The 17,124-nt window shown below is 53.0% G+C and carries 14 protein-coding genes; 5 read left to right on the forward strand and 9 right to left on the reverse strand.

What is annotated here, in order from left to right; all coding sequences use genetic code 11:
- The 5 genes from metG to H5P30_RS19775 form a co-directional block, all read right to left on the reverse strand.
- Window positions 1-1,530 (reverse strand): methionine--tRNA ligase, encoded by a 1,530-nt coding sequence (metG, locus tag H5P30_RS19755; protein ID WP_185694642.1) that lies wholly within the window; start codon window positions 1,528-1,530, stop codon window positions 1-3.
- A 138-nt stretch (window positions 1,531-1,668) separates the two neighbouring features.
- A complete protein-coding gene (locus tag H5P30_RS19760; protein WP_185694643.1) occupies window positions 1,669-3,282 on the reverse strand; it encodes an ATP-binding protein in 1,614 nt (537 codons plus the stop codon).
- Window positions 3,283-3,367: 85 nt separating this feature from the next.
- The gene (locus tag H5P30_RS19765) at window positions 3,368-4,705 is read right to left on the reverse strand and encodes a sensor histidine kinase (RefSeq protein ID WP_185694644.1); all 1,338 of its coding nucleotides are present in this window, start codon (window positions 4,703-4,705) and stop codon (window positions 3,368-3,370) included.
- A 151-nt stretch (window positions 4,706-4,856) separates the two neighbouring features.
- Entirely contained in the window at window positions 4,857-5,564 is a 708-nt protein-coding gene (locus H5P30_RS19770; RefSeq protein WP_221774419.1) for a type 1 glutamine amidotransferase domain-containing protein, read from the reverse strand.
- A gap of 97 nt (window positions 5,565-5,661) precedes the next feature.
- On the reverse strand, window positions 5,662-7,089 hold the full coding sequence (locus tag H5P30_RS19775) for a sensor histidine kinase (RefSeq protein WP_185694646.1): 1,428 nt from the start codon (window positions 7,087-7,089) through the stop codon (window positions 5,662-5,664).
- Between the two features lie 532 nt (window positions 7,090-7,621).
- On the opposite strand from H5P30_RS19775, the gene H5P30_RS19780 reads away from it, so the two are divergent.
- Both H5P30_RS19780 and H5P30_RS19785 read left to right on the forward strand, forming a co-directional pair.
- Entirely contained in the window at window positions 7,622-8,065 is a 444-nt protein-coding gene (locus tag H5P30_RS19780; RefSeq protein WP_185694647.1) for a helix-turn-helix domain-containing protein, read from the forward strand.
- Window positions 8,066-8,145: 80 nt separating this feature from the next.
- Complete coding sequence (locus tag H5P30_RS19785) at window positions 8,146-8,589, forward strand: hypothetical protein (protein ID WP_185694648.1); 444 nt, start codon at window positions 8,146-8,148, stop codon at window positions 8,587-8,589.
- Window positions 8,590-8,757: 168 nt separating this feature from the next.
- On the opposite strand, the gene H5P30_RS22580 is transcribed toward H5P30_RS19785, so the two are convergent.
- A complete protein-coding gene (locus tag H5P30_RS22580; protein WP_185694649.1) occupies window positions 8,758-11,862 on the reverse strand; it encodes a response regulator in 3,105 nt (1,034 codons plus the stop codon).
- Between the two features lie 213 nt (window positions 11,863-12,075).
- On the opposite strand from H5P30_RS22580, the gene H5P30_RS19795 reads away from it, so the two are divergent.
- The 3 genes from H5P30_RS19795 to H5P30_RS19805 are packed head-to-tail and all read left to right on the forward strand — an operon-like array spanning window position 12,076 to window position 14,200.
- Complete coding sequence (locus H5P30_RS19795) at window positions 12,076-12,906, forward strand: SCO family protein (RefSeq protein ID WP_185694650.1); 831 nt, start codon at window positions 12,076-12,078, stop codon at window positions 12,904-12,906.
- Window positions 12,903-13,778, forward strand: coding sequence for a hypothetical protein (locus tag H5P30_RS19800; protein WP_185694651.1), 876 nt, complete (start codon window positions 12,903-12,905; stop codon window positions 13,776-13,778). The genes H5P30_RS19795 and H5P30_RS19800 overlap by 4 nt, the downstream gene beginning before the upstream one ends.
- On the forward strand, window positions 13,775-14,200 hold the full coding sequence (locus tag H5P30_RS19805; RefSeq protein WP_185694652.1) for a hypothetical protein: 426 nt from the start codon (window positions 13,775-13,777) through the stop codon (window positions 14,198-14,200). The genes H5P30_RS19800 and H5P30_RS19805 overlap by 4 nt, the downstream gene beginning before the upstream one ends.
- Before the next feature lie 37 nt (window positions 14,201-14,237).
- Here H5P30_RS19805 and H5P30_RS19810 read toward each other — a convergent pair whose 3' ends face one another.
- From H5P30_RS19810 to H5P30_RS19820, 3 genes are all read right to left on the reverse strand, one after another.
- On the reverse strand, window positions 14,238-15,179 hold the full coding sequence (locus tag H5P30_RS19810) for a sugar nucleotide-binding protein (RefSeq protein ID WP_185694653.1): 942 nt from the start codon (window positions 15,177-15,179) through the stop codon (window positions 14,238-14,240).
- A gap of 99 nt (window positions 15,180-15,278) precedes the next feature.
- Window positions 15,279-16,217 carry a porin family protein gene (locus H5P30_RS19815; RefSeq protein ID WP_185694654.1) on the reverse strand — a complete coding sequence of 313 codons (939 nt, stop codon included), beginning with the start codon at window positions 16,215-16,217 and terminating at the stop codon, window positions 15,279-15,281.
- 65 nt (window positions 16,218-16,282) lie between these two features.
- Window positions 16,283-17,026 carry an acyltransferase gene (locus H5P30_RS19820; RefSeq protein ID WP_185694655.1) on the reverse strand — a complete coding sequence of 248 codons (744 nt, stop codon included), beginning with the start codon at window positions 17,024-17,026 and terminating at the stop codon, window positions 16,283-16,285.
- Window positions 17,027-17,124: the final 98 nt, after the last annotated feature.

A 17,124-nucleotide genomic window follows, 5' to 3' on the forward strand; every position in this document is an offset into this window, starting at 1 on the left:
TCAGCGTTCCGGACGGGGGAAAAGAATCGTCTTCTCCCCAAGAGACGCTCCTTCCAGGGAAGAGCCCCACTCCATCGAATCATCCCAAAGCTCGACGGGTTGCGCGCCAACGAGATCGAAAATCCGTTCGCAGATTTCCGGCATCACCGGACGCAGGGCTCCTGCAGCCAAACGCAAGCCTTCAGCCATTAACGCCAGTGAGGTTTCGAGAATGACACGATCGGCCGGATCCTCCGACTTGGCCAACTTCCAAGGAGCTCTGACCTCAGCATAACGATTGATCGATTTGATGAAGTTGAAAATCTCTTCGAGTGCGATGTGGAAGAGGAAACCGTCGAACGCTTCGCGGGCCTTCCCCCAACAATCGATCCAGCTCTTCTTTAAGATTTCTTCGGGCTCCTCGGAAATCGTTGCGGCCGGCACCTGTCCGCCGGCATAGCGACCTCCCATGTTGAGGAGACGGCTCAGGAGATTGCCCAAGTCATTCCCGAGCTCACCATTGTAGCGGTTCAGGAATAGATCTTCGGAGAAATCGCTGTCTTGGCCGACAGTCATCTCCCGCATGACGAAGTAGCGGAACGAATCGGCGCCGAACTGATCCACCATCTCCAGAGGATTGACGACCTTGCCCGTGCTCTTGGACATTTTCGCACCTGAGAGTGTCCACCAGCCATGAACAAGAAGGTGCTTCGGCAACTCAATTCCACAAGCGTGCAGCATGATCGGCCAATAAACCGAGTGCGGAGGAAGCATGATGTCCTTGCCGATGACGTGATAGTCCGCGGGCCAAACTTCATCAAACTTAGGCGTGCCATACCCCACGGCCGATATGTAGTTCACCAATGCATCAAACCACACGTAGGTGACAAATTTCTCATCGAACGGAAGTGGAATCCCCCAAGAGAGTCGCTCGATCGGACGCGAAATGCAGAGATCGTTCAGAGGTTCCTTGAGAAATTCCTGAACCTGCTTCAGGCGGTAACGGGGATAAATGAAATCCGGATTGTCCCGCAAAAACTGAATCAACCATTCCTGATAGCGGCTCTGACGGAAATAGTAATTGCGCTCCTTAATTTCCTGAACTTCGCCAAATTCTTCAGGCCACTCACCGTCGATCTTATCCTTTTCGAGAACGAACTGTTCGGCGCGGGTGCTGTAAAAACCAACATACTCAGCCTCATAGATCTCGCCTGCGTCGTAGAGGCGCTGCAGAAGCTCTTGCACGACCTTTCGGTGGCGCTCTTCGGTGGTCCGAATAAAGTCGTCGTTGGAGATATTCAGGTCTTTGCAGAGACCAAGAAAATGCTCGGCAATCCCGTTCGTGAATTCGATAGGCTGGATCCCCTGACGCTGCGCAGATTGTTGGACCTTCTGCCCATGCTCGTCCATGCCGGTTAGGAAATACACGTCCTCGCCGACCATTCGACGACTCCGGGCAATGACGTCAGTCAGAACCTTCTCATACGCATGCCCGAGGTGGGGCATGCCGTTGGCGTAGTCAATAGCGGTGGTTATGTAGAACTTTTTCATCGAAAACCTCTAGGGAATCCCCACCCCGGCCCAAACTCAACCCCGGAAATTCCCGGATCGGGTCAAAGAGGAAGATTCACCGCAAAAATCAGGGCCAACGACAAACCTCGAAGCGATCTCTCGCCCCAACGCGGGCGATCATTCCTCGCCCGAGGGAGAATGTTTCGGCAGAGAGAACCAGACCGTCGTCCCTTTCTTTTCCTCACTCTCGATCCGCATCTCCTGACCACCGCGGCGGAGAAGGTCCCGGCAAATGAGAATCCCGATTCCCGATCCTTTCTCGCGCCCCACCGGCAAGGAAGCTCGATTTCTGCCAGCGGTCAGTATTTCCCGTATCCGCTGCGGGCTCATACCTGCGCCCTCATCCCGCACAAAGATCTCCATGGTCTCGTCGGTTTCCTCTCCCACGCCAATCAAGATCATAGACCCTTTCGGTGAATACTTGATGGCATTCGAGGTCAGATTGCGGAGGACCGTCTCGAGAATCCGTCGGTCAAAGAAGGTTTTTGTTCCCTCGGGAACCTTATTGTGAACCACGAGAGATTTACTCCGCAAAGCGGGCTGGAAAGACGATCTCACATCCTCACACAAGAGGCCGAGGTCAACCTCCTCGGCGTGCGTCATCCTCCCATGCTCACGGGAACGGACCCAGTTCAGCAGATTTTCCAGAAGGAAAAGGCTTTCATTGGAGCTCTGGTGAATCATCTCCAGTATCTCCCGCTGATCTTCCGACAATGGAGAATCGCCCGGCTCGAGTAACTCGTGAGAAAGGGAAGAGACTCCCGAAATCGGAGAACGCAAATCATGAGCAATCACGGAAAGCAGCCGATTTTTGTCTTCATCCAGCTCCCTCAACTGTTCACGAGAGGTTCGCAACTTCATGATCGCTCCAGCCAGAAAGCTTATCAGGACCGCGATAATCGCCGAACTCCCCACCATGAGAATCAGCATGGTCCGGTCTTGGTCCAAGTATCCCGACCAACCACCGACGGGGTATCCTCCGAGGATCCATTCACCATCGGGCAGTTGAATCGCGACCTTGACGGGATTATTGTCAAAAACTGCCGGATCCCCGAAAAAGACAGCTCCCGCCTCCCCTTTTCCGTCATAGCCTCTGAGAGCAATTCTGGCATTGTCCTCCGTTTCACTCAGCCCAGCGGCAGCGAAGAGCTCACTCTCCAGAATGACAATATCGGTCATTCCCCAAAATTCCCACGGGCCGTCGGTCGTCTTGTCGAAAATCGGAGTGTAACTGATGAAGGCGATCCCGCCTTCCACTAACTCGACAGGTCCGGCGACATAGGTCTTCCCGGTACGAATCGTTTGTTCGACGATGCGGCGGCGCTCCGGGTGATCCAAAAGGTTCAAGCCGATCGCCGCTTCGTGACCTTCGGTGGGATGGATTGCGGTAATCACCCCATCGGAAGCTAATGACATGGTATTGATGACCTCATCCGTCCCCACCAGTTCTGCGGCGAGATTGTGAAATTCATCGTCTTCAATTTCTGGATGGAGGGAAACATAGGCGGCAACGCTCTTGGTGTAGTAAATCCTTGCGTAGAGCTGATTCTCCAAGCTCGACCTCAAGGAAACCAAAACCTCCCCGATTCGGCTTCTCTCATCCTTTTCCCAAATCTCCTTTGACCAGCGTATGTAGGAGTAGATTCCAACCCAGAGAACGATCAAACATATCATCCCGCACAAGATCGACAGAGCGAAACGGCGCTTACCTTCTTTTTTGTCTAATGACACGGTTACAGGATGCCTGCAATAAGCCCACCCATCAACCGAATTCAATGAATCGCGCTATTCCTGAGGGGCCACACCGCCACCGGAGCTATTCAGTCAAATGACCTAGCGGCAGAGAAAAATAGAAGACGCTCCCCTTTCCTTCCTCTGCAGAGATAGAGAGACGATCTCCATTCGCGGAGATGAATTCGTCACAAATTCGCAGCCCGATTCCGAAGCCCTTTTCCTGGTGAGTTCCCCGTCTCGGCTTCTGGATTTGGCCCCGCCGCATAGCGCGAATCGACTCTTCGGAAATCCCCACCCCGCTATCGGATACAACGATGAGAACCTTTCCTCCCCGTAGCTCGGTATGGATCCGAACCTCTCCACCTCCCGGAGTAAATTTGATTCCGTTCGAGACCAAATTCCTGAGTGCCGTCTGAATCTGGGCCTGATCTGCCCGCACCCAGTGTTTCTCGTCGGCATCGTTCACCAATTGAATCTTCTTTCGACCCGCCGCTTCGGTTTGGATCCGAAAAACCTCCTCCACTTGATTCCGAATAGAATAATCGACGGGATACGGCTCGATTCGCTGCAACTGGGTAGACGCCCATCCCAGAAGGTTCTCCAGCAGCCCTTCCAGATTTCCAACCTCTTGACCCAACTCTTCCAAGAATTCTTCACTTTCCTTCTGGGTCAACTCCCCCGCCCTTAACAGATCCAGCACAGACCGAACATTACCGACCGGACCTCGCAGATCATGGCCGAGGATCGCAAAAAGCCGCTCCTTGGAATCATTGGCTTCCGCCATCTGGGTCGCTTGCTCCTCCAACTGCTTATGCTGTTTCTCCAACTGTCCATGCTGTTCCTCGAGGAGCTGCCGATAGTTGCGATTCACGACACGGAAAACCTCGAGGAAAGCGACCAGTCCGAGGAGAAAAAGAACAAGATTGGTCGCATGGTGTAAAAATGAGACGCCCGAATTACTCATTCCGCAGCTCTCATACAGAAGATACTTCGCATAGATAAAGAAGGCTCCCTCGGCGACAGAGATCGACCAGCGAGTGAGCCGATTGTCGAACATGAACATGGTGGCCACGATTCCGGTGACCAAGAAGTTCTCCGCGCCATTATCGAAAAGAACTGACGAGACAAAAAACGAGACCATGGCCGAAGCCGAAATCACGGCAAAGGAGACCCGGTACATTTGAATCAAAGTCAGGACTACCCCAAACACCCCTCCCATAAAAAGAAGCCTATTTTGGGGAACGAGAAAATCACTCCCGATCAGAGAATTGTACACCGTGAAGAATAATCCTCCGATCGCCATCGACACGGAGAGCCCGAAAGTAATGTACCGGCGGATCTTCTCTGCGATCGGCAGATGGTCCTCGGCCCGAAAGTCGAGAAATTTGAGCCAGGCCGGTAAAAGCGAATTAGAATTCATCGAATGATTCCGGAAGTTGATCCTATCGGAGCCGTGATTCCAACCCAATAAAGGCGGCGGTCAATTCCGCCCCCTGACTCAAAAATAAAAAATCTCCGAGAACGTTCCTTTTGAAACGCCCCGGAGATGAATCGATGCTAAAAATGTCTCTCTACTTCGATCCTTGAAGAATCTTCACAATCGCCTCAGCGGCCGCTTCGGCCGAAGCCGGATTTTGACCTGTTACCAGGCGTTCATCCGTCACGACCTGCTCCTGAAAATCCGCACCAGCGACAAAATCGCCTCCGCGTTCTTCGAGACGGCTCTCGAGAAGAAACGGAACCGTGTCGGTCAATCCAACAGCCTCTTCCTCTGAATTGGTAAAGCCCCCGACCTTCTTCCCTTCAACCAGGTAAGATCCATCAGAGAGCTGAATATTGACCAACGCCGCAGGACCATGACATACCGCCCCGACCGCGCCACCGCTTTCGTAAATGGAGACCGCCGTTTCCTGGAGATCGGAATCTTCCGGAAAATCCCACATTGCCCCATGACCTCCGGCGAAAAAGACAGCAGCAAATTCATCCGGATCGACTTCTTCCAAAGAGAGAGTCGTAGCGAGGCCCTCGACGGCATCAAGGTTTTGCCAGAATTCAAGGTTTACCGAATCCTCCAGATCAAAACTCTTGGGGTCCATCGGCGCAAAACCTCCCTCCGGACTCCCGAACACCACCTCATAGCCCGCATCACGGAAAACCTTCCAAGGATGGGCAACTTCGGAGAGAAAATACCCCGTTTCTTTACCGGTATCTCCCAGCTCGGAGTGATTCGTCACCACCAATAAGATGGAATCCTTCGCCCAGAGACCAGAAATCGGCAAAGCCAGCAAAATTGAAATGAAAATGAGTGAAAGAGATTGGCGAGACATAGAAGCAAACAAGCCAAAGCCCGGACAGTTTCAACTGACATTGAAGATTCTATTCCGCGCTCAAAGCTCTACCGTCCAAGTCCAGATCCCCATCGGCACGATTTGACTCATCAGTCCTACCTTTCCGCAGAGAAAAGTAGAATTGACTCCCCTCACCATCCGTTGAGTCGATCGACAATCGTGCCCCGTTGGCTGAAATAAATTGATCACAGATCCTGAGTCCGATCCCGAAACCTTTCTCCCGGTTCGTGCCTCGAGACGGTTTCTGAATATTGCCGCTGCGCAAGGTGACAATCCTCTCCGCGGAAATTCCAATCCCGCTGTCCACCACCATGATCAGGATCATATCTCCTCGATCCTTGGAGGACACCCGCACCTCCCCTTCCTGAGGAGTGAACTTAATCCCATTCGACACCAGATTCCGCAAGACCGTCTGGATTTGAGCCCGATCTGCGCACACCCAATGCGTAGAATCGACATCATTGATTAGACGAATATTCTTCCGCGAGGCTGATTCATACTGCACCTGTAACACCTCTCCAACCTGATCGCACAACCGATAGTCCACAGGATACGGAACCAACTGCTGCAACTGGGTCGAAGCCCACCCCAGAAGATTGTCGAGTAAAACCTCCAGATTTCCAACCTCCTGAATCAACTCATCTTGCAGTTTCCGGCGATCCTCTTGAGAGAGATCGTCCGATTGCAGGAATTCCAGAAAGGATCGCACATTTCCAACTGGCCCCCGAAGATCATGGCCAAGAATAGCAAACAAGCTCTCTTTCGATTCGTTGGCGAGCGTCAGCTCTTCAGCTTGCTGTTCCAAGCTTTTGTGCTCCTTCTCCATCTGCAAACGAGATTTTTGATTCACGACCCGAAAGACCTCGAGAAAGGCGATCGTCCCCAAAAGAAAAACCCAAAGGCTGACGGAATAGTAGAGTGGCGAGATGGCGAGATCATCCGAGCCCGGACTCCCGAGAAGGATCAACTTCGCTGCATTCAGAAAAATTCCGTCAATTACCGCGATAGACCAACGCACCAGTCGATTGTCGAACATGAGCATCGACGCGATGATCCCCATGATTAAGAAATTCTCGGCACCATTGTTGAAACGAATGGCCGACGAAGCGAAGGCGATCATCGCCACCATCAAAATTATACCCAAGGCCGTCCGATGCAGTTGGAAGGCCCCCAAAATGATCCCACTCAATCCGCCAGTCATCAACAGGAGATTGAGCGGCAGCAGCACATCGTTTCTGGCAAACAAATTGTAAACGAGAAATACGAACCCGCCAATCGACATCGGGATGGACAATCCCATGAGAATATACCGCCGAACCTTCTCCGAAATTGGCAGGCTACCTTTCATGCGAAAATTGAGAATGCTCAACCAGCTCGGCAACAGGGAACGCTCAATCATTGAGAGAATGTAAGACCAACGCCATCGCTGTAGGAAAATGAGAGGAGAAACAGCCATACCTGCATTTTTTTGCCACCTGAGGAGGGAGAAAGATCGAGACCATTTGAGATCCTAACCACCGTTCCGAACCACCGATTCACAATCCTTGAGGAATTGTATTTGCGAACATTCTGCTTCCCGAATCGCCCGAGCGCATTCCAACGCTTTTTGGGATATCTTGGGATCCGGATGGATTTTTGCTACTCCTTCATACAGAACGATTCTTTCTTCGGCAGATCGATCCTCCACGCCTTCAAGGGCGCATTCGACCAGAAAACAAATCTGATGATCGACGAATTTCATGGGATGAAGCGACCTCTTCTCCGAGACCCAAGCGGCTGCTGCCAACAAGCAGCACGTACATGCCGCGCTGCGTAGCCCTGCTGAAATTGGTCTAAAAGAATCAAGGTAACCTAAGCTATTCTGTGAAATATTGAATTCCCCATTTGGAATATCCCATTTCTCTTGTGCGGGACAGTCCCTACGTCTTAACTGCTTACTCCATAAACAGGCCAAAACATTAACTCAGTCAACATAAAATTGGAGCAAGGTGCAAAATTTCGCCGATAGAGTACGCAAACTTCGCAATTCCTACGGGATCTCTCAGGAAAAATTTGCCAAACGCCTGGGCATCAGCCGTGATTATTTAAGCCAGCTCGAAAATGGCAGAGAACCGGGTCGTCACGTACAGAAGATTATCGAACTCTTTGAAAGTGCCAATATTAACCCAGTAGGCAACTCTCCTCAATCAGACGAAACCGACCTCCCGGCCACACACCAAGTTAACGAAGATTCCGGAAACGAGTACTTAAAACGGAGAAAGGAGTGCGAGGAGCATCTAAAAAAATACCTCGACCGAACTGCAACCGTCCCCGGAGCGGTGGATCACGCGCTTATCCAGCTCCGCTTACACCTACCCCTTTCGGATGTCGCCCGACTTGCGAAAGATCAATTGGCCGACAAATCATCCGACGCTTCACAGGCCCAGCATTAAAGAGTTTAGAAAATCTATAAAAGGATGGCCGGAAGCTTCCCGGCCTTGACTCTTGGTTCCCATTTCGACGGGATCATCCCATGAACAATCGCTTTCGCTCTCTAGCCCTAGTCCTTTTCATCGCCGCCTTGGCCCCTTTCACCGCAGCTCGCGGAGAGACATTCGTCGGAGTAAATCTCTCGAGCCCCCTGATTTTAAGTGGAAACGCCGGGCTCTATCTCAGCGACAAGGTCGAGGTCGGAAGCATTCCCCTGCGTCCTGTGCTGGAAGGAGAAGTCGGCATCGGTGGAGGGAAAGTGATGATCGGGATGGACTCGATCGGCGATGGTCTCGGTTTCGGCGTTAAGGCCAGTGTTCTCCGGACCTGGTTCGAACCAATTGGTGCCGATAGAAACGTCACCTACATGGGGGTCGAGCTTCAAGGAAGTCTCTCTTCCTTTGTCCTCTCGCTCGGTGGATACCGTCGAGTAGAAGGCGACGGAGACGGATGGCTCGGCGCAGTCTCCATCGGACTCCGGATCTAAATTTCCGATTCCCCGAGGCCCGTCAACCGCCTCAGCTGCGGGGGCCGCTCACGGGAAACGCCACAGGCTGGCAGCCTGTGCTACCTTGAATCGACTTTTCCGCGATCCGACGATCGCTCTGCAAACGGGTCTGCGCTCAACACTTCCCATTTCCAAGGATCCGCCGAATCAAAAACTCTCTTCGAGGGTACGCCCGTCGAGATAGCGACGGACCAAGTCGACGAGAACCTCAACTGAGAACGGTTTGGCCAAAACCTCGTTCATGCCAGCTTCGACACATTCGCGAATCTGATGCTTCATAGCATTTGCCGTCACTCCAATGATGGGAATATCCCGAAATGCCTCACCTGCTTCTCCACTCCGAATGCGCAGCGTCGTTTCGATTCCATCCATGACTGGCATCCGAACATCCATGAGGATAAGGTCATATGGTTCCTTAGGCAGGAGCTCGAGGACAATCTGGCCATTGCGAACCGTTTGATAGGAGAGATTCGCCTTTTTAAGGATCATCTCGATAACCTCCTGATTGATTGGATTGTCCTCGGCCACGAGAACCTTCTGGCCCTTCAGTTTCACATCCGCCCAACCCTTGTCATCGACTTTGACCTCTTCTCCGCAAGTTTTGAGAGGGGCCGAAACCCAGAAATGCGATCCCTCGCCGGAAACGCTCTCCACACCGATATCTCCTCCGAGCCAATCGACCATGGCCCGGCAAACCGTGAGCCCCAATCCCAATCCAGACTCTCCCGCAGATTCATCCGAACTCAGGCAAACGAAAGGATCAAAGATCTCTTTCACATTCTCCGGAGAAATCCCCATTCCGGTGTCTTCCACTTCACACAGAAGAGTCAAATTCTTGCCGTCTCTACGATCGACCGAGAACCGGAGGTCGACCGCCCCCTTTTCCGTGTAGCGCAAAGCATTCTCGATAAGGTTCGCCAAAATTTTCCGCAGATGGATTCGCTCCCCAAAAAGGAGATCCGGAACGTTAGGCGCTGTATGGACCCGGAAAACCAATCCCTTCTCCTCCATCCGGGGGAGAAAAGACTCGCTCAATTCGCGCACTAGTTTTGAAAGCCGGAAGTCCACAGGTTTCCGGATCAAATTTCCGGATCGCATCTCGGATATCTCCACCAAGTCGTCGGAAGCCGAAAGGAACATCTCACCAATTTCCGAAACCGATCGCACCCAACCTGTTTCCTCCTCAGACAAACTCTTCCGGGAGAGAACTTCGGTCATCCCAATCAATACATTCATCGGAATCCGAAGCTGTGTCCCCATATTAGCAAGAACTCGATTCTGGGCGAAAAGAGCGGCCTCCAGCGAACGAGTCTTTTGCTGCAACTCCAACTGCAATTGATGCTCTCGATCCGCCAGTTGAACCGATCCAAAGACCCAGAACCCTGTGTCCTCCCGTGGTTCTGCATATCCCGAAATGACGACCCGATGCCGATCTCCGGAAAGTGTCCGAATTTCCAAGTCCTCCGTAAAGTTTTCTCCACTTAAAACCGCTTTCTGAAGGGAATCGAAAAGAGCCCTCCGCGACTCTCGGGACGGAAAGAAGAGAGGCATACGCCAGAGACTCGATTCAAAATCAGCAGGGACCCCAAAAATCTCGCGAACTTCGGGAGTCCAGACCAGATTGCGCGTATCTGGATCGATTCCCCAGCCGCCCGTCCTCGTCACCTTGCAGGTCAACGCATCCAAGTCGAAGCCCTTCTTCCCTCCGGGCGCTTCGAAATCGCTATGAGTAATTCTGAGATGCTTGCGCCGCACCAGCGAAACGAGAAACGAGGCTACGAGCAAGGAGACACCTCCTCCAACAGCGGCAGACTTCGCGACCTCGGTTTTCCACAAGGTCCCTTCGCTTTCGACTGCCCGAAGCTGCAGGTAAAGAGGGCTTCCAAAGAAAAATCCTGGTATAACCAAGTCTTCAATCGATGCGGAATAAGAGGCGAGTTGCCCCACGGGAATATCTCCGGAATCCGCCTCCGCACCTTCGAAAAACCAACGATTGAGGGTTAGAGAAAAGGAGGAAACTTCCTCCGCCAGCACACCAAGATCCAAACGAAGCGCCATCAATCTCTGAGAGGTCGGACTTTCTCCTGGGTCATTCAGCAGGGAGACAAAAATGACGAACCCTGAATCTTCACTCTCTCCCGGCCCATCGGAAGCAGGCCACCACACGACCGCTTCGCCGGAATTCTTTGCCGCGAGAATTGCCTTATTCCTCTCAGGTCCTGCCCGGTTCCCTAAACTCTTCCAAGGCTCCCCTTTTGGCAAAGAGTCTCTTGTAAAAGAAAATGCCTCGTGCTCTTCGGTTTCCTCTTCTGAAAAGACTCGTATTGCCACCACGCCCGAGTGCTCGAAGGCTTCTTCGCAGGCGGCTTGGAGAACCTCTCGATCCCCTCCCTTTTCTGCATTGGCAAAAAGGGCCGCCAAAAGAGGAATCTCATGCTCTTCCAGCGTGTGCAAAGTCTGGAAAAGAAAATATCCCTCCCGAAATGACTTCTCTAAAAAAACCTCCTGCGCCTCGACTCGAAGACGATGCTGATAGTTCCAAGAGAAGAATCCGGTAAGCACCAAACCCGCAACTCCCAGAGCCAAAGGCTCAAGGCAATTCCAAAGAAGACCATTCCTCCGTGTCTCCCTCTCTGATCGAATCCAAAAGAGGACTCCCATCCCTATAATCAAGGCAACGGACCCGGCCCCCATCCAAAATAAATGAGATCGGTCCTCCGCAAATAAGACATTCCATTGGGCAAGCGGAAAGGTCGCTGATGCCACAACCTCAACTCCTTCGCCTTCCCGCGAAAATACCGGTGCACTCGTGGCGACTTCGCCTCCTCCAGCCCCTCCCAGGAGCGTGTAAGGCTGCCCATTTTGGAACACAACCTCCGAGCACTGGATGGATCGCTCATCGATGGAAATCGAGCCCGCCGATTCATTTCCCCATGAGGAGACCGCACGTAAGGTTTCGTCACCGTCTCGAGTATAAAGCCATACGTTCGACGCACCATAGATCTCGCGAAAACTTCTCACATACTGTGAGAGAAGCTCCCGCTCGTGCCCTTTTCCCGGCTCAACAGTATTCAAAATTGTATCTTCCTGAAAATTCCGAATCTCCCGCACCAAGGAATCAAGGCGTCCGGCTACTTCGACCGCCACTAACTCCTCAGCCCTCGACTCTGCGCTGCGATCCAAGACCGCGACAAAAATCCCAACCACGATGATCGAACTTATGACAGGGAGAAATGCTCGGGGTGATTTCACTATTTAACGAACCCGGAAAAGAAAAAGAGAAAGGAGAGAGAGAAATGATCGAAGATACCGACAATCAATTTACCTCTTTTTAACAATCCGGGACAAAGGGTCAATTTATTTTAAATAATTTTTACACAACTTCAATCAGCCCCGTTTCTTCTACTCTTTTTGTAAATCGGAGTATCTCTTGCGTAACAAAATTTCCTGTGCCAACTTGAGCGCATGTCTTGGACTGGCCTTACCCTCCCCATCCTACTCCTCTTTCTTACGTCTGCGAGTGGTCGTGAAATCCGCGGCACCATTACCGAAAGCGAACCAGCGAAACAACAGGTCTCCCTCACTCTGGAATCTGGAAAAACCCTGGGTCCGCTCGAAGTCGGCTCTGGGGACGCAGCCATCGGATATGAGAATCAAGAAATCGTTGGCGATCTCACTGAAAGCGGAAAAACGATGCGTTTGACCCACATCTGGCCCGATAATCAAATTCTGGCCAACGCGATGGCTGGCGTGAATCGCTCTCTCATCCGCAACGCAGCCACTCTTGGGCGAAACGATAGCTTAGTCCGAGGCGACTATCTTCCCGATTTCGCTCTCTATAACCAAAGAGGCGAGCCCGTCTACTCTTCTCATCTGCGCAAGAGCCCGACCGTCCTCACCTTTCTCTTCACACGCTGTGGCGATCCAAACATGTGTCCCGCGACCGCTGCCCGACTCTCCGAACTTGGTGATCGAGCAGCGAAGGCGGGTTGGGATCAGGCCCGCTTTGTTGCAGTCTCTTTCGATCCCGAATACGACACCCCGGGGGTTCTCCACCAATATGGTGAGGTCATGGGGATGAATACTCCTTCCTTCGAACTTCTGACCGGAGATCCCGAGGCGATCGAGGCCCTGCTCCGCTTGGTCGGGGTTCGCACCTTCGATGAGGACGGCACGATCGTCCACAACCTCGTGACCCTACTTACCGACAGTCACGGACGTATCGTTCTCCGCCAAGACGGAAGCCGCTGGTCAGCCGATGCGATCTACGAACGCTTAGAGGAGATGAACGAGTGAAGACCTCCACCAAAAAATGGGGCATGATCGGGGGACTCACGATTGGTTTTGCCGCCCTCTTCTTCGGCCTCCGGGCGATCCCCGTCTCCGAGTGCAAATTCCTCCACTATGAAGCGGTCGAGAACTCTCTCGGGTCAAACGACGAACTCTGCAGTGTCGCCCCGGTTCCCTTTGTCGATGTAGAAGCCAATCCGTATCCAGTCGAGTTGAAGATTCATTCCATCCGGCCCACGGAAAACGAGGAGGTCGCAATGCGCTTTTCCATTCTCGGCCCAGACGGCAGCCCATTACTGCCCCATCAACTCGCCGTGACCCATACCCGTCGTATTCACTTCATGCTCATCGACGAGTCGCTCAACTCCTACCATCACCTCCATCCCGAGCCTCTCGGCGATTCGGGAGACTATCGTGTCACCTTCGTTCCCCGCTCCAAGGAATACCGCTACTTCGCCGAGTTTGTCCCCCTCCAGACACGACTCATCTCGGTCGCCGATGGCTCCTTTGAGGTATCTCCCTCACAAGTCGTCTCCACCGAATCTGAAGTGCCGATCCAATTCAATTTGAGTGGGATTGAGCAACCGCTCCGGCCCAACAGCGACCATCGACTCACCCTGCGATTGGCCAATGAAAAGAAAGGTCGCGCACTCCCCCTGGAAGAGACAATGGATGCCTACGCCCACCTCGTCGGATTCGAGGATTCACTTTCTGGATACGCCCACATGCACCCTCTCACCGTCGACCCTACGATTGGCGAAACCGCTGAGATGGAATTCCTATTTCATCCGACGCGCAGCGGAAATTTCCGCATCTGGGTTCAAATTCGTGCGGAAGGAAAAGACATCTTCCGCCCCTTTGACGTTCAGGTCCTGTGAGTCGACCCAAAATCTCTCCACTTTGGCTGGGAATCCTCATTGGCATCCCCACCCTCGCCGCTTTACTCCTGCATAGCTGTAGCGCCGACTCCCACGAACTCACCGAATTCAGCGAAACTTATGAAAAACTTCACGAAGCAGGTGATGTCGAAGGAATTCTCGATCTGATCGAAATCCAAGGCCACGATCCAGCGGTTGAGCGTCAAGTCCGCCGCGCCCTGAGCGAGGAAACCCGATGGCCCATCGCCCGCACACGCTTCGAATCTCTATCTCCAGAGGAAACTCAAACGCTCAGTGCCAGCTACCCCGCTCCTCCGCAGTGGCGATTCCTCGTCACCTTGGACACCGAAGATCACCTCACGGCCTCCTGGCTCGTCGGAGAGACCCCCGAAGGGATCCGGCTCTTGCTAAAGGGCCAGTAAGAAACTTGGCCAAAGCCGCAGGAGTGCGGCCCCTGCCTTATTTGCGGAACTGATGACCGGCTGGAACTTCGATCGCACGGAGGGAGCGTTTGACGGCCTCCTCGGCTGAAGTTAACTCGATTCCGGCCGAGAGGATCTTTCCGGTCTCCATGACACAATTCGAGCGCGGGGTCTTGGCCGCGATCTTCATGAATTCTTCCTCGGACTCGAAAAAATCGAACTCTTCGGGGAACGGGTTGGCCAATCCCAGAGACTTTCGGCGCTCCCCTTCTTCCTTGATCCATTGAACGACCTGCGAAGTCAGGATCGAGCCAGGTTGGGTTACATTATAGGTCCCGGGTTCTGCTCCCTTTTCCCAAAGCTCGAAACAGGCACGAACGTATTCCCCGAGGTGGGAAATGGAGTTCTCCGCCTCGAGCAGACGGGCATAGGCCATGACTTTGACCAAGTAACTCCGTGGGCTCACCGTTTCGTCGAAAGGAATGCGCAGGCGCCAGATGTAGCAATTCTCTGCCCCGTCGAGGACTTCCTCTCCGAGTGCTTTCGTTCCGCTATAGAAGCTGCAGGGTCCGTCGCGAAAAGAAAAATTGGGCTCGTCGACCTCATCGAATCCACGACCGGAAGGATGCCGGCCCGAGAAGATGCAACCCGAAGAAACATGGCCCCAAGTCACCCCCTGGTCCTCACAGGCCTCACGAATGATTCCCGGCAGGACAGCATTTCCCTGCAGAGTTTCAGCCTTGTGCAGCTCGCAAGCGTCCACGTTCGGCTTGCCAGTATATCCAGCGGCGTTGATCAGAAAAGCGGGCTTCTCCTCAGCCAGAAGCCCGATTAACGCATCTTTCTGCGAATAATCGACCTCCGCCCGGGAAACATTGCGAAAGGAGATACCACGCCCCGACAGATAGTCTTGAAACGCCTTACCGACATATCCCGAACCACCGAGAAGAAGAATTCTTTGCGAGTTAGCACTGCTCATCGAAATACCATTGGAGACGAAAACGCTGGGGACAACTGCAAAAAAAGGCCCCTCACGCAATGGTGAGAGGCCTCTTGAAGAAGTCGTCTTCCGCGTAGCTTAGAAGGTGTAAGCAATACCGAAGCCGTAGGCAATGTGGTCGCCGGGGAACTTAGCCGATCCCGAAGGTGTCGTGTTCGAGGCCGGCGTGAAGTAATAGTCGACGTCAATATCGACCGAGACGTAGCGGATATACAGGTTAACCGAGAGGTGTTCGATAATCTGATAATCAACCCCGCCCGCGATCACGAACCCGGTGGAGTTGTCCGCATCGAAGCGATTGATGACGGTATTTCCGCCGTCGGAGAAAGTCCAATCATCCTTCGCGTTAAAGTCAGCGCTGTAGAAGGCAACCCCGACTTCGGCGAAAGGAGTGAAGGCACTGCCGTTCTCAAAACGTCCGAACCCATAAAGGATGGGACCGCTCAGATCGAAAGTTCCATCCCCTCCTCCACTGTCAAGGGTCACCACCTTGAACTGGTCGTAGGATAAACCAAACCCGAAGTAAGGAGTAAGGGCATACTCCGCATAAAAGTAAACGGGAGCCGGATCCTGATCTTCGGTGGTCCGGTTTAAACTACCGATGAAGGATCCACTGAACTCATCGCCGCTCTCCGTATCCGTCAAAGAATACCAGAGCATGCGGGTTCCCACCGTCAACCGGTCATGAATATAGGTCTCGTAAAAAGAGTCTTTTTTGGAGACCGGAATTCTTTCCCTCTTTTTGGGAGCGGGAGTCACCTTCACGGTTTCTTCTTCCGCAACCATCGAACCTCCGCTGTCTCGGATCACCGTATCGGTCTCGGTCACCGTATCGGCGTCAGAGCCTGAGCCGACTTTGGCGGTCGTTTCGACCTCGTCAGCCGAGAAGTCTCCATTCATAGGAGCTTCCGGTTCCGGAGGCGGAATTTCGGAAACTTGACCGTTAAGCTGAGGAACAATCAAAGTTCCCACTGCGAGAATAGCGGAAACGAGACAAGAAGCACTAGAATCTTTCATGATTTGAGATCGGAGTTAATGATCGGAGCAGGTTCTAAACCAATATCCTGTAAAAAATGCAAATCCTATCTTTCGGCGACCGCCCGCGCCGGAATGCCCACCGAAACGCTACGAGGAGCAATATCCCGATTCACGACCGCCGAAGCTCCTACCACCGAACCGTCTCCAATCTGGACGCCATCGAAGACCACCGCATGGGCAGCCACCCAGACATCATCACCGATGACCACGCCCCCCTTGCCCTCAAAGTCATACTGGAGATTCATGGGAATATCCGTCCGATCCGTTCGATAAGTCCCCCCTCCGAGGATATAAACATACGCCGCGATCATAACATCCTCTCCGATCTCGACCTTATTCGAGGAGAAGACTTCGGAGTGAAAACCGATATTACTGCGGGCGCCGAGACGAATGGTTCCGCCCTTGCAGGAAAGGATGGAACCCCTTCCGATGAAAACACCGTCGGCCAGCTCGATCCCCGAATGCTCATCCCCTTTCGCATCCAGCATCACCCCATCGTCAATGATCACGCCGGAACCGATCTTGATCTTACCCGGATGACGTAGGACCACATCGCGGCCGAAGACGACTCCGCTGCCGCACTCCCCCAGCAGAAATGGATAGAGCTTCTTGCGCAGGACCAATCCTAAGGCCCCCGGAACCCACGACGCCATCAACTGGACCATTTCATAAAGAAAAAGATCCCGCCAGCGCCGCGAGCCGATCACCAGATCCTGGTAGCGGCGGAGACTGGATTCCTTCTCACCAGCAATCTCCGACTGGACCTTGAAGCGCTTGGATTCGGACATGCGGTTCAACATAGGACTCTACGAGACCCCGGCAAGACTAAGCGGTGAAACGCCGAAAGTTCGCCCGGGCCCGAGAAAGGACCGCCCCGACACAGCGT

This window comes from Puniceicoccus vermicola (assembly GCF_014230055.1).
Lineage (GTDB): Bacteria > Verrucomicrobiota > Verrucomicrobiia > Opitutales > Puniceicoccaceae > Puniceicoccus > Puniceicoccus vermicola.

What these genes read in the sequence shown, in the direction of transcription:
- metG (WP_185694642.1), bottom strand. Translation starts at nt 1,530, where the DNA reads ATGAAAAAGTTCTACATAACCACCGCTATTGACTACGCCAACGGCATG.
- H5P30_RS19765 (WP_185694644.1), bottom strand. Translation starts at nt 4,705, where the DNA reads ATGAATTCTAATTCGCTTTTACCGGCCTGGCTCAAATTTCTCGACTTT.
- H5P30_RS19775 (WP_185694646.1), bottom strand. Translation starts at nt 7,089, where the DNA reads ATGGCTGTTTCTCCTCTCATTTTCCTACAGCGATGGCGTTGGTCTTAC.
- H5P30_RS19785 (WP_185694648.1), top strand. Translation starts at nt 8,146, where the DNA reads ATGAACAATCGCTTTCGCTCTCTAGCCCTAGTCCTTTTCATCGCCGCC.
- H5P30_RS19795 (WP_185694650.1), top strand. Translation starts at nt 12,076, where the DNA reads ATGTCTTGGACTGGCCTTACCCTCCCCATCCTACTCCTCTTTCTTACG.
- H5P30_RS19810 (WP_185694653.1), bottom strand. Translation starts at nt 15,179, where the DNA reads ATGAGCAGTGCTAACTCGCAAAGAATTCTTCTTCTCGGTGGTTCGGGA.
- H5P30_RS19815 (WP_185694654.1), bottom strand. Translation starts at nt 16,217, where the DNA reads ATGAAAGATTCTAGTGCTTCTTGTCTCGTTTCCGCTATTCTCGCAGTG.
- H5P30_RS19820 (WP_185694655.1), bottom strand. Translation starts at nt 17,026, where the DNA reads ATGTCCGAATCCAAGCGCTTCAAGGTCCAGTCGGAGATTGCTGGTGAG.